At 40.8% G+C, this 12,554-nt stretch carries 12 protein-coding genes, 3 tRNA genes and 1 pseudogene; 5 read left to right on the top strand and 11 right to left on the bottom strand.

All coding sequences use genetic code 11. The features are described 5' to 3' along the window. Positions 1–282: 282 nt before the first annotated feature. From Xish_RS13885 to Xish_RS13875, 4 genes and pseudogenes are all read right to left on the bottom strand, one after another. Entirely contained in the window at positions 283–480 is a 198-nt protein-coding gene (locus tag Xish_RS13885; protein ID WP_099118337.1) for a hypothetical protein, read from the bottom strand. Between the two features lie 162 nt (positions 481–642). Then, complete coding sequence (locus Xish_RS13880; RefSeq protein ID WP_141553984.1) at positions 643–1,200, bottom strand: hypothetical protein; 558 nt, start codon at positions 1,198–1,200, stop codon at positions 643–645. 324 nt (positions 1,201–1,524) lie between these two features. Further along, positions 1,525–1,635: pseudogene (locus Xish_RS19025) on the bottom strand (antiterminator Q family protein); the annotation flags it as partial. Positions 1,636–1,658: 23 nt separating this feature from the next. Continuing rightward, entirely contained in the window at positions 1,659–2,834 is a 1,176-nt protein-coding gene (locus Xish_RS13875) for a tyrosine-type recombinase/integrase (protein WP_099118335.1), read from the bottom strand. 193 nt (positions 2,835–3,027) lie between these two features. Here Xish_RS13875 and Xish_RS13870 point away from each other — a divergent pair. The 5 genes from Xish_RS13870 (at position 3,028) to gpmA (ending at position 7,232) form a co-directional block, all read left to right on the top strand. Further along, a tRNA-Arg gene (locus tag Xish_RS13870) sits at positions 3,028–3,102 on the top strand. Positions 3,103–3,368: 266 nt separating this feature from the next. Continuing rightward, positions 3,369–3,515 carry a hypothetical protein gene (locus Xish_RS19410; protein WP_425274998.1) on the top strand — a complete coding sequence of 49 codons (147 nt, stop codon included), beginning with the start codon at positions 3,369–3,371 and terminating at the stop codon, positions 3,513–3,515. Between the two features lie 200 nt (positions 3,516–3,715). After that, positions 3,716–5,200 carry a molybdate ABC transporter ATP-binding protein ModF gene (gene modF, locus Xish_RS13860; RefSeq protein ID WP_099118334.1) on the top strand — a complete coding sequence of 495 codons (1,485 nt, stop codon included), beginning with the start codon at positions 3,716–3,718 and terminating at the stop codon, positions 5,198–5,200. A 208-nt stretch (positions 5,201–5,408) separates the two neighbouring features. Then, on the top strand, positions 5,409–6,248 hold the full coding sequence (locus Xish_RS13855) for a CPBP family intramembrane glutamic endopeptidase (protein WP_099118333.1): 840 nt from the start codon (positions 5,409–5,411) through the stop codon (positions 6,246–6,248). Positions 6,249–6,479: 231 nt separating this feature from the next. Then, on the top strand, positions 6,480–7,232 hold the full coding sequence (gene gpmA, locus Xish_RS13850; RefSeq protein ID WP_099118332.1) for a 2,3-diphosphoglycerate-dependent phosphoglycerate mutase: 753 nt from the start codon (positions 6,480–6,482) through the stop codon (positions 7,230–7,232). A gap of 63 nt (positions 7,233–7,295) precedes the next feature. Here the strand turns inward: gpmA and aroG are convergent, their stop codons facing one another. The 7 genes from aroG to tolB all read right to left on the bottom strand — a co-directional run bounded on the left by aroG (position 7,296) and on the right by tolB (position 12,553). Continuing rightward, positions 7,296–8,348 (bottom strand): 3-deoxy-7-phosphoheptulonate synthase AroG, encoded by a 1,053-nt coding sequence (gene aroG, locus Xish_RS13845; protein WP_099118331.1) that lies wholly within the window; start codon positions 8,346–8,348, stop codon positions 7,296–7,298. A 234-nt stretch (positions 8,349–8,582) separates the two neighbouring features. Continuing rightward, positions 8,583–9,311 carry a nicotinamide riboside transporter PnuC gene (gene pnuC, locus Xish_RS13840; RefSeq protein WP_099118330.1) on the bottom strand — a complete coding sequence of 243 codons (729 nt, stop codon included), beginning with the start codon at positions 9,309–9,311 and terminating at the stop codon, positions 8,583–8,585. A gap of 287 nt (positions 9,312–9,598) precedes the next feature. Then, positions 9,599–9,674: transfer RNA gene (locus tag Xish_RS13835), tRNA-Lys, on the bottom strand. Between the two features lie 31 nt (positions 9,675–9,705). Then, positions 9,706–9,781: transfer RNA gene (locus tag Xish_RS13830), tRNA-Lys, on the bottom strand. A 156-nt stretch (positions 9,782–9,937) separates the two neighbouring features. Further along, on the bottom strand, positions 9,938–10,690 hold the full coding sequence (gene cpoB, locus Xish_RS13825) for a cell division protein CpoB (RefSeq protein ID WP_425275036.1): 753 nt from the start codon (positions 10,688–10,690) through the stop codon (positions 9,938–9,940). A gap of 33 nt (positions 10,691–10,723) precedes the next feature. Beyond that, positions 10,724–11,224, bottom strand: coding sequence for a peptidoglycan-associated lipoprotein Pal (pal, locus tag Xish_RS13820; protein WP_074022399.1), 501 nt, complete (start codon positions 11,222–11,224; stop codon positions 10,724–10,726). Positions 11,225–11,266: 42 nt separating this feature from the next. Continuing rightward, on the bottom strand, positions 11,267–12,553 hold the full coding sequence (tolB, locus tag Xish_RS13815) for a Tol-Pal system beta propeller repeat protein TolB (RefSeq protein WP_425275035.1): 1,287 nt from the start codon (positions 12,551–12,553) through the stop codon (positions 11,267–11,269). Position 12,554 lies beyond the last annotated feature (1 nt).

Genomic DNA, 12,554 nt, shown 5'->3' with positions numbered 1-12,554 from the left:
AACGATAAACAAGGATATTCATCTAACCATCCCTGACTTGCGGGATTTTGAACTACTGCATTTTTTGCAGGAGTTGAATAGGTTGAGTTATCTATGGTGATCAATATGTTGACCATATCACCCAAAAATCAATTTAATACATTGATTTAACAGTGATATTAGGTGCTGCCCGACCATGATCGAGTCGTCAACGCTAAGTTTACTACGGGTAGATAGCAAAAAACCCCGCGAGTGCGAGGCTATAAATTTATACTTTAGGAGTGTCAGTGACTGGTTTGTACTTTATGCACCACAATGCGCGTGTTGCAAACAATTTTCATCTGGGTCATGCCCCATAACTATTTGAGGAGCATTGCGTTCCAAACGCTCAGCTTGTTTCCAGTTGATACCAAATTGTTCCATCGGAGTTCTACCATTTGCAAAAAGTCTAGAAACGACCTCATCTGCCATTTCTTCTAGTTGCTGCATTGAGTATGACATAATATCCCCTTGGATGCGGTTCTTTTATTAAAGAAAAGACACGTCCCTTATGTCAGTATATGAATTTACTTGACAAAAAACCACTTTACATTTAAGTGGTGCTACATATTCTTTGTGCTCGCACAATATGCAATATAAGTTGGGTTATTTCAACTTATTTGTTCAATATTGTTCGTGATTATTCACTTCACTTTTAAGCTCAAGAATCATTGCTGGAGTGCCGTTGTCGTAGTCTTCATCATATCTAAATCCACTTTCTAAGTAGTATTTCTTTACATCTTCCAGTGGTGATACAATGGCTACCTTATCCACAGAATATCCGAATTCTTTCAAAAAGATGCCGTAAGTAGAGTATGAATCCAAGGCCAAACCAAGCATTTGGTTTTTTAAATCTCCATGAGCATCCTTTCTTTTTTCCATCCAAGCTATTTCAACAGATGAGCATTTTTCTTTATATCCGCCAAAAGCATAGCCAATCACTTGCCCCTTATAATAGACAACCAATTTAATAGGGTGATCAGGCTGAAGATAGCTGGAGTCAGTAAACACATTCCCTTTCAGCGAAGGGAACCATGTAAAGTTTCCTGAATTCTTCACAGAATCCAGTTCTTGTAGAGCTTGCTCGGTCGGGTATTCTAATTTCAATGATGGGTCTGGGTACTTAGATTTAAGGCGATCTTGAACAGCCTTGAAGACAACAGATTGGTAATCCTTGGACACTATCAACACTCCGGTATATTGATAATAATTATTACCGATCATACAGTATTTTGATGTCACGTCACATCCAAAACTCACGTATTAGAATAAAAGCTTTCCACAGACACATCATGTAAAAAAGAATAAGTTTTCAACAGCGATCTAGTCCCATTGTGAAGTTACCAAACCACTAAGGCAAGCCAAACCGCCCAAACTGGCAGTACAAAAAGTGCAATTGAATATACAACTATCAGTTGGATTTTACTCATAGTTAAGAACCCAAGAAACACTTACGGCGACCTTATCAATAGTTGTTGTCCACTTGGCCATTAATGTCAACGTGTTCTATGCAATCTTTTTAATTTTCTCTACACGTTTGCGTGAATTAAAGGTATTTTGCAGAGGTTGATACAAAAGGTACAGGCTTGCCTTCAAAATATCATCCACCTCAATACGTGAGTGGCTAGATAATGGTGGAGTCAACCGCTCTTGATCTGCTTAATATGCCAGAATACCTTATCTGCATATAGCTCATACGCCTCTTTTTGTTCTTCAATCCAATCGTGCTTATTATACACGGCCATCACCCCACCCAATTCGTGCCCCAGCATCTTCTCGGTGACATGGGGCGCGATCCCTTCACTTGATAAATTTGTCACCAAAGAACGTCTAAAGTCATGTGTACGCCATTCGGGTATATCAATTGATTCTCTTAGTTTCTTCATATAAAAGTTTGATGACGAACGGTCTATGGCTTTATCAAGTTCCTGTCCCGGAAATAAAACATCATTCCCCATACTTAATAGTCGTTCTATGTATGGTATCACCCGCTCAAATATAGGTCGCCTGATTACATTACCCATCTTTGAATGAGCAACTGGAGTTGTCCAAATCAAATCATCCATATTAAACTCGCTGGCAGTAGCAAGCCTTAACTCAGAAAGTCGAGCACCCCATAACAAAAGCAGTTGATGTAGCACCTTGTTAGAAGAAGCTATCTTATTATTTTCCAGCGCTAACCAGATCTTAGCCAGTTCCCTGTAAGTTAAAACTCGGCTGCCAGCGTCCGGTTTTTTGCCTATGTTTTTCAGACTAAGTTTCATGACCTCGCATGATGGAATAAATTGTCTACCTATACACCAATTAACAACTGAACGTAATTGAGTTAAAAGTACCCTAGCTTTTTTAGGGTTTTCTTTTTCCTGCTTATCGAAAAACTTAACCCAAGATGACACAGGTATGCTAGCTACTGGTGTACACAAGAATTGTGTGTACATCGTGTTGTACACGACTGACTTATAAAGTATCTGAGTGTTAGGTTTTAGCGTAGATGCGTACTTATCCCACCAGTAATCAAGACAATCTTTTAAGGTTGCCTCATCATCTGAACGAGAAAAATACGTTTTTGGATCAATCCCTTTTGTGTACAATGAGCGCATTTCGCCTACTGCTATTCGTGCATCTTTGAGCGTCATGTCTGGATAACGCCCCACAGTAAGGCGAACAGGTTTGCCATTCCAGCGATATCTATGCTGAAATGCTATGGTTCCGCTTGGGGTGATCCTGACACTTAAGCCATCACCATCAGTTAGCTCAGGTTTGCCTTTATAGGGCTTATTGTGGATGCCTCGAAGTTTGGTGTCGCTCAATGCCATATCTATAACCTGTATACAAGATGAAGTATGATTATGTACTCAATCTGTACACAATGGCAAGTGAATGAGCCAACCACAACCCAAAACGAGCCGGAGCAAATCGAAACAAATAAAGATAAAAAACTTGATTAAAACAGTTAGAAAGGGATAAGATACAAACAGCTCGATGCAAAATGAAACAGAGTAGTAAAAAGTCCCCTTAGTTAAATGGATATAACAAGCCCCTCCTAAGGGCTAATTGCAGGTTCGATTCCTGCAGGGGACGCCAGTTCAAGATATCCTGAAGTCCAATCAAATAAATCCCCCCTAATAAATTCCTTATAAATCAATAGAGATTCTTATTTTTACATCAACTTTAATCTATTTCAATCAAGATATAGCAAGGGACATAATCAGGGGCACCTAAAATTCAATTATAAAAATGCCCAAAAAAATGAAACAAATGAAACTAGATACACGACAAATCGACGCAGCAAAAGCCCAACAACAGAACGTAAGGCTAACAAAGGTAAGCTGAAAATTCAGACATACAAAATGAATGACAGCCAAAAATCACCGAGAATTGTTCATGTGCACGATCTCGCGAGTATATTGACGGGCAAAGAGAATTTGCCGCAAAAGAAGTGGAAAAAATACAGTCGGAGAAAAAACAAATTAGCAATACTATCTCAAAACCATTAGGTACTACTTTTATTGCAGCCCCCAATAGCACCCATTTATTTAATATATAATTGATTAATAACATAATAATAACTATGTTAACTCGATTACAAAAATGATTAATCCTCAATGAATAACAAACAGCTATACATTGACATTAAACTCTATTCCGCTTATTTCTGGTGATCCCTTAGTTGATGTTGCTTAAATAAGGAAGAGGAATGTCTGAATTGCAAATAACGCAAGGTAGTTTCCGTTTAAGTGACACCCGTATCCTACGGCTACCGTCACTGAAAATTATGTCTGGGGAAAATTGGGCTTTTGTTGGCGCAAATGGCAGTGGAAAATCTTCACTGGCTCGTGCATTGTCGGATGAATTAATCCAACTGACAGGTGACCGTCATTGTTCGTTTTGCACACCAATGCGTCTATCTTTCGAACAATTGCAAAAACTGATTGATGAAGAGTGGCAACGCAACAATACAGATTTACTCAGTGACGGAGAAGAGGATACTGGGCGTACTGCCGCAGATATTATTCAACTTCACCATAAAGACAACGAATTGTGCCTTGAATTAAGCGAATATTTTGGTATTAAAGATTTACTCTCGCGACGATTCAAATACCTCTCAACTGGGGAAGTCCGTAAGGTTCTGCTATGTCAAGCATTAATGGCAAACCCTGACCTGCTTATCCTTGATGAACCTTTTGATGGATTAGATAATTATGCCCGAAATCAACTTTCCCAATTATTGAGTTCTCTGGCTGCAAAAGGCATTACTTTAGTTTTGATCTTAACCCGATTCCATGAAATTCCTGATTTTGTCGAACAAGTCGGTGTATTGGCGGATTGCCACCTGACGCTGGTCGGAAAAAAAGAGTGCATTTTGGCGGGATCTCTTGTGGCACAGTTAGCGCACAGTGAGGAACTGAAAAATATTCATCTTCCCGAAGCAGATGAATACCGGACTAATGGACAATTTCCAACCGATCAACCCTTGGTATCAATGCGTGATGTTACTGTTCAATACAATGATAAACCCATTCTGCACGGATTAAGTTGGCAAGTGAATCCGAATGAACACTGGCAAATCATCGGTGAAAATGGTGCTGGAAAATCGACACTTCTTAGCCTGATTACGGGCGATCACCCCCAAGGTTACAGTAATGAGTTAGTATTATTTGGCCGTCAACGGGGAAGCGGGGAAACGATTTGGGACATCAAACGTCACATTGGTTATGTCAGCAACAATATTCATCTGGAGTATCGTGTCAGCACCAGTGTTCGAAACGTTATTCTATCGGGATTCTTCGATTCAATAGGAATTTATCAGGCTGTTTCAGATCGACAACAACAGTTAGCAGATGAGTGGCTGGACTTATTGGGGTTATCGGAACTAACGGCAAATAGCCCCTTTCATAGTTTGTCATGGGGGCAACAACGGTTAGTGTTGATTGCCCGCGCTCTGGTGAAACATCCCGCTTTATTGATCTTGGATGAACCTTTGCAAGGCCTTGACCCGCTAAACCGTCAGTTAATCCTGCGTTTCATTGACATCATGATTGCTAATGGTGATACACAGCTTCTGTTTGTTTCTCATCATCAAGAAGATGCGCCACAGTGCATTACCCATCGTCTGCGATTTATTCCTGATGGTGATATTTATCGGTATGAGACCGAGATTATTTCCGTAGGATCGCTGTAACCTTCTTTCTTCGTTCAGCATATTAATACTCCCTCTCTTAATAGAGAGGGATTCCAGTTACCGTTCTATTTAATCACTCTTTCATAAAATCAAGTCATTTTTTTTGATATTTTTTATTATTATTTTTGAATTTTTTAATCATTACTATAAAATCACCGTCCATTTTTAGATTATTTCATTGATTTTTTCAAAGATATTAGGGAATTATATGGCTTGGGCATTACTCGCCATTTCATTGGCTCTTTTAGAGAATCGCCAGAAAATTGCTTTTTTCGTCGCGCTCTTCGCTATCATTGCTGGGATCAGCACTAACGTACTTACCTATCCTGCTACAATCACACTGATAGTGATGGCTCTTTTAGGTATGGCATATATTTATTGCCAAAAAAACAGCGAAAAACATTTTGTCCCCAGAATCATCATCGAGCTGTTATTGTTTATCGGTGGTATTTTACTTTTTGTACATTACATTCCAGGGTTCCATAATCTCAAGTATCTGGATAAAGTGCAGGTAGGCTCGCTCAGCGCACCTTTTTCAATGTATTTTAACTTTGACAAGGCACTGCTGCCATTTATCCTAATATTCTGTATGCCAACTCTGTTCATCAGAAAACCTTTGGTTAATGCACCAGCTCATGGGTGGGCGTTGTTGATCGCAGCCATTCCAGCATTATTAGGGCTTGCAACAGTATTAGGTGGATTGTCCGTTGAACTTCATTTACCTAATTGGTTCCCTGCCTTTGTTATTGCTAATCTTTTCTTTGTCTCTTTGGCTGAAGAAGCGCTGTTTCGTGGCTATATTCAGCAGAAGCTCAGTCAATGGATGAATCCTTACTTAGCCCTGGTTATTACCTCCCTGCTGTTTGGCGCTGCCCATTTTGCCGGCGGTGGTTTACTGGTAATTTTTGCTACACTGGCAGGGTTAATTTATGGCCTGACCTGGCTGTGGAGCGGGCGTTTATGGGTAGCTGTTGCTTTCCATTTTTCACTCAATCTGATGCATCTGCTATTTTTTACTTACCCAATAAAATCAGTAGTCATACATTAAACTAAATTCCATTTGATCTGAATTGTCTCCCTCTATTCGGGAACAATTCAGATCACAAACTGCTTGCTAATCCCCTTTCCTGCCAGATATATGATCGCCGTCATTATCACCAAACATGATTTAAAACAGGAGATACGAGACTATTGTTTGCCGTTTTGGTCTATCGCGCCATATAATGCCCGCAGCGATCTTTTCATTTTGTATTAAAAAGTACTGATAGGAGTTTAAGCTATGGCTGTAACTAAACTGGTTCTTGTAAGGCACGGAGAAAGCGAGTGGAACAAAGAGAACCGTTTTACTGGCTGGACTGATGTTGAATTGTCCGACAAAGGCCGCTCTGAAGCACAACAAGCTGGTCAACTACTGAAAGAAGAAGGTTTCACTTTTGATTTCGCCTACACTTCCGTTCTAAAACGTGCTATTCACACTTTGTGGAACATTCTGGACCAGGTTGATCAGCAATGGCTGCCAGTTGAGAAAAGCTGGAAACTGAATGAACGTCACTACGGCGCATTACAGGGTCTGGATAAAGCAGAAACCGCAGCTAAGTACGGTGATGATCAAGTTAAATTGTGGCGTCGTGGCTTCGCTATTACTCCTCCTGATTTGACCAAAGATGATGAACGTTACCCAGGCCACGATCCTCGTTATGCAAGCCTGAAACAAGAAGAACTCCCAGTCACTGAAAGCCTTGCTACTACTATTGAACGTGTTATTCCTTATTGGGAAGAAGTTATCAAGCCACGCGTGGAAAAAGGCGAAAAAGTTATTATCGCCGCTCATGGTAACTCCCTGCGGGCATTAGTGAAGTATCTGGATAATATGAGTGAAGAAGAAATTCTTGAACTGAATATTCCGACTGCTGTACCACTGGTTTATGAGTTTGATGAGAACATGAAACCTATCAAACGCTACTATCTGGGCAACGCTGATGAAATCGCGGCAAAAGCAGCGGCAGTTGCAAATCAGGGTAAGGCAAAGTAATCCAAGAGAGTATGTAAAAAGCCGGAAATTAATCCGGCTTTTTTATGGCATTTTTGTGGTAAATTAACTTCTGCGGCTTTGGACGGCCTGAGACAACTGGCGCAGTAACGTTTCGGTATCTTCCCATCCAATACAACCGTCGGTCACACTTTGACCATAAACCAAAGGCTGACCACTCTCCAGATTTTGGTTTCCTTCAACCAGATGACTTTCAACCATAACACCAATGATCGCATTTTCACCCCCCGCAATCTGACCGCAAACATCAGCTCCGACATTCATTTGTCTTTTGAACTGCTTCGCACTATTTGCATGGCTGAAATCAATCATCACGCGGGGAGACAAGCCCGCTTTTTTTAGCCCTTCTTTAACAGCACTGACATGTCCGGCGCTGTAATTAGGTTCTTTGCCACCACGCAGAATAATATGGCAATCTTGGTTGCCTGCTGTATTAACAATCGCGGAGTGACCCCATTTCGTGACAGACAAGAAACAGTGCGATGAGCTGGCTGAATTAATAGCATCAATAGCGACTTTAATTGTTCCATCCGTGCCATTTTTGAAACCAACCGGACAGGACAATCCCGATGCCAATTCGCGATGAATTTGAGACTCTGTTGTACGTGCTCCTATCGCACCCCAGCTCATGAGATCTGCCAAATACTGAGGAGTAATCATATCAAGGAATTCACCCGCCGCAGGTAACCCCATATTATTAATATCAAGCAATAACTTACGGGCAGTACGTAATCCACCATTGATATTAAAACTGCAATCCATACTTGGATCGTTAATCAGCCCTTTCCAGCCGATAGTTGTACGGGGTTTTTCAAAGTAAACCCGCATAATAATTTCCAAATCGGCTTTCAATTCCTTACGTAATTTACTCAAGCGCTCTGCATACTCTAATGCAGCTTTTGGATCATGAATTGAACACGGGCCAATTACTACCAATAGACGATCATCTTCACCAATTAAAATATTATGAATAGATTCACGTGCTTTACGAACCGTAATAGCACTATCTTCTGTTGCCGGAAATTTTTCGAGTAATGCAACTGGTGGCAATAATTCCGTTATTTTTCTTATCCTTATATCGTCATTCTGGTAATTCATTATCCTTTCACCTAATACGTTGATAGTTATTTGAAATAATTTTGTGATCTCAATCTAACTGTTAGGCGTAGTTCTGTAAATAATATTTGTGAGTAGAAATAGGATACTTTTTTATAAAAAATACCATTGAGCGTAAAAATGATGTTAATTCAAATAAATGGCTTAATAAAAAAATATTTTTAGGAAAATCTTAAACAAGAGGCCATAGAAGTTATCTATGGCCGATAAACAACTCTAATTTACATTTTCTTGTGGTGGTTGTTCTTCGCTATGTTTCGCTGCCTTGATCCACAGGCGAGCACCATTTAGTGCAATACCTGTCAGGATAATATATTGCAGCGACATGGCTAAAACACCTTGATAGTAATAAATCACTACACTGATGACATCGATGATGACCCAAATTAGCCAGTTTTCTACATACTTACGCGTCATCAGTATCATTGCGACTATGGATAATACTGTCATCACTGAATCCCAAAATGGGAAAGCATCAGGCTGTAAATCAGGCATGATGATATCAGGACCCATTCCCTGTAGAGCGAGTACCACCACTTTTGCCATATAACCAAATATTCGATCGATATTAAATGTCATGATTAATATGGTAAAGATAGAAACCGCGGTAACAATCGCCATCTGTTTAGGGTTGAGCCACCGAATTTTAAGCTCTATTTGTTTTTGTTCATTAACTCGGCTCCATGCATACCAACCATAGATATTGGCCGCGAAGAAAAAGATTTGCAGAATGAGGCTGGCGTAGAGTTGAATTTGAAAAAAGATTACAGCGAAAAGTGAGACATTAATTAATCCAAACAGATAATTAATTATTTTCTCCTGACTAGCGAACCATATACATAACAAACCTGCTATCGTGCCAATCGCTTCAATATACGAAAGATTATAGCCACCCGTTCCTAGTGGAATATGCACGAATATGTTATCAATATTGAAAAAATCCATACTTTTTTATCCTTACCATAAATAATGTTTAGTATATCAATACAAAAAACATGAAATTACGAGATAAACAGGTTATTTTGCTCTTTGTTGTTTTGCATACTAAACAAGATAGCTAATTTAAGAAAAAAAGTCTTTAATTATTTTGAAGATTTAAAAACGATAAGGAAAAAATGTGAAGTCAGTGATCAAATTATTAAGTTATCTATCGCGATCAATCGATTATAAGAGCAATTGCCTTACTGACTGAGCTAAAGCTATCTAAGGAATGTTTGAGATGAGAATTTAGATGGTGGGTCGTGCAGGATTCGAACCTGCGACCAATTGATTAAAAGTCAACTGCTCTACCGACTGAGCTAACGACCCATCCAGAGAATGCTTGTGGTGAGAATTTAGGTGGTGGGTCGTGCAGGATTCGAACCTGCGACCAATTGATTAAAAGTCAACTGCTCTACCGACTGAGCTAACGACCCATCTAAATCCGCTTGGCAGTTATCCCTGCCAACGGCGGCATATATTACTGATTTCTCAGAATGGCGCAACGTTTATTTTAGAAAACTGGTTTAAATGCTTATTAAGCCATCAATCATCCCCAAAAAGACCGATATCTGACCTTTCGGGGATAATTATTACATGCCGGAAAGCTTTTTTTCAGCCATTTTTGCTGCATTCGTGCCAGGATATTGCTTAACCACCTGCTGATAAACAGCTTTCGCTTTATCCTTTTGTCTTTTTTCCTGCATGATTAAACCAACTTTATACAGGGAATCACTGCTTTTTTGTGACTTGGGATAGTCTTTCACAACTGTGGCAAAATAATAAGCCGCATCATCTTTCTTGCCTTTGTTGTAATTCAACTGTCCTAACCAATAATTGGCATTCGCCAAGTACTTAGATTTGGGATAGGTTTTGGAAAAGTTCTGAAATGCTGCAATCGCTTTATCATACTCTTTGGTGTTGATAGCCAAAGAGACGGCAGCATCGTAATCACCTTTTTCATTTCCTGTACTCGCCAACGCAGCAGGTTGTTTATTCCCAGCTTGTACCGAAGACTCCGCATTACGATTTCCTGATTCTGAACCCTCTGCACTTGATGGATTGGTGATTTTATCCAATTGCAGATAAAGATCTTTTTGACGTTCAATGACTTGATTTAATTGATACTGATTTTCCTGAATCTGACCGCGGAGTGTATCAATATCACGTTGAGAATCAGAAAGTTGTTGCTGGAGCTGGGTTAATAATTGACTGTGAGCGTCAGAAATACGCTCTAATTGGGAGAGGCGCTCATCGGTGGAGCCTGAGCCGACATTACTGATTGGCGCTTGGGCGGTAGCGGCCCAAGGAGCCGCTACGCCAACCAATAACGACAGACCCAACATATAACGTCTGAAGTTACTGTTCATGCATTACTCTTAGTATACGATCACAGCGCGACGGTTTTTCGCATATGCTGCTTCGTCGTGGCCAAGTACTGCTGGTTTTTCTTTACCGTAAGAAACGATAGCAAGCTGATCAGCAGAAACGCCTTTGCCTTGCAGATACATTTTCACTGCGTTCGCACGACGCTCACCCAGAGCAATGTTGTACTCTGGAGTACCACGCTCGTCTGCGTGACCTTCGATAGTCACTTTAACAGATGGGTTAGTACGCAGGAAGGCAGCATGTGCATCCAACATCTGAGCAAATTCGCCGTTGATGTCGTACTTATCGAAACCGAAGTATACGATGTTGTTGTTTTGCAGTTCTTGCATCTGCTGACGTGCTAATTCTTCGGCAGACAGAGTCTTAGAAGAATTATCAACAGTGCTTACACCAGACTGATCATTATTGCCAGTTTTGTTAGAACTACACGCTGCTACGGCCATGATTGGTAAAGCTAACATCAGCCCTTTTAGCACTTTGTTCAGTTGCATCTCTTTGATCCTTTTATAGTTTGCCATACATATTATTATGCATCACAGATACGGCGACCAGGCAGGAGATTTTACCTGTCCATCGGTAGCCGGAAGACGCGCTTTGAAACGCCCATCAGTCGAAACTAGCTGCAATATAGTTCCCCACCCTTGAGTAGAGCTATAAATCACCATAGTGCCATTAGGTGCGATGCTCGGCGTTTCATCCAGAAACGTATCTGTCAAAATTTGGACAGATCCCGTTGCCAGATCTTGTTTGGCGATATGCTGACTGCCACTTGCTGAGCTAACCATCACAACAAAACTACCGTCAGGGCTAACATCTGCATCTTGGTTCTGTGATCCTTCCCAAGTTAGGCGTTGTGGAGCACCGCCATTAATATCGATTTTATACAATTGTGGACGCCCACCCTGATCTGAGGTATAGACCAGTGTCTGGTTATCTGGCATCCAGCTTGGCTCAGTATTATTACTACGGCCATCAGTGATCTGACGAATTTGGCCAGAAGCTAAATCCATCACGTAAAGATTCAAACTACCGGTTTTAGATAATGCAAAGGCAAGTTTAGTTCCATCCGGAGAAAATGCAGGTGCCCCGTTATGGCGAGGAAATGAAGCTACTTGGCGAACAGCATTTGTTGCCAGTGTTTGGATAACCAACGCAGAACGACCACCTTCAAATGTAACATAAGCAAGTTTGGAAGCATCTGGCGACCAGGCCGGTGACATCAATGGTTCCGGTGAGCTATGTACGGTAAATTGATTATAGCCATCATAATCAGAAACACGTAGCTCATATGGATACTTACCTGCACTGTTATTTTTGACGACATAAGCTATACGAGTAGTAAATGCGCCTCGAATACCTGTCAATTTTTCAAAAATCTGATTACTAGCGGTATGAGCAGCGAAACGCAGCCATTTCTTTTCAACCGTGAATTGTTCTTGTGCCAATACCGTTCCTGGTGCACCGGCAACATCAATAAGCTGATAAGAAACCAAAAACTTACCATCTGCACTAGGCTGAATATGTCCAACCACGACTGAGTCGATCCCCAATGCAGTCCATGCAGCAGGCGTTACCTCTGATGCAGTCGTTGGTTGTTGCGGCATACGAGTAGGATCAATCGGATTAAATTTCCCACTGTTTCTCAAATCCGTAGCAATAATTGAACCAATATTTTCAGGAGACTCGCCTTCCCCAGTCCATTTAAATGGGACAACCCCAATAGGACGGGCAGAATCAACACCCTGTGTAATTTCAATGCGAACCTCTGCATGAGCAAGTGCTGCCCACATCATCAGAAAGCCCAGTATGACTTTAGACATC

The sequence above is a fragment of the Xenorhabdus ishibashii genome (assembly GCF_002632755.1).
Taxonomy (GTDB): domain Bacteria; phylum Pseudomonadota; class Gammaproteobacteria; order Enterobacterales; family Enterobacteriaceae; genus Xenorhabdus; species Xenorhabdus ishibashii.
The sequence above is the reverse complement of the archived record's forward strand: the minus strand, read 5'-3'. Positions and strand labels throughout refer to the sequence as shown.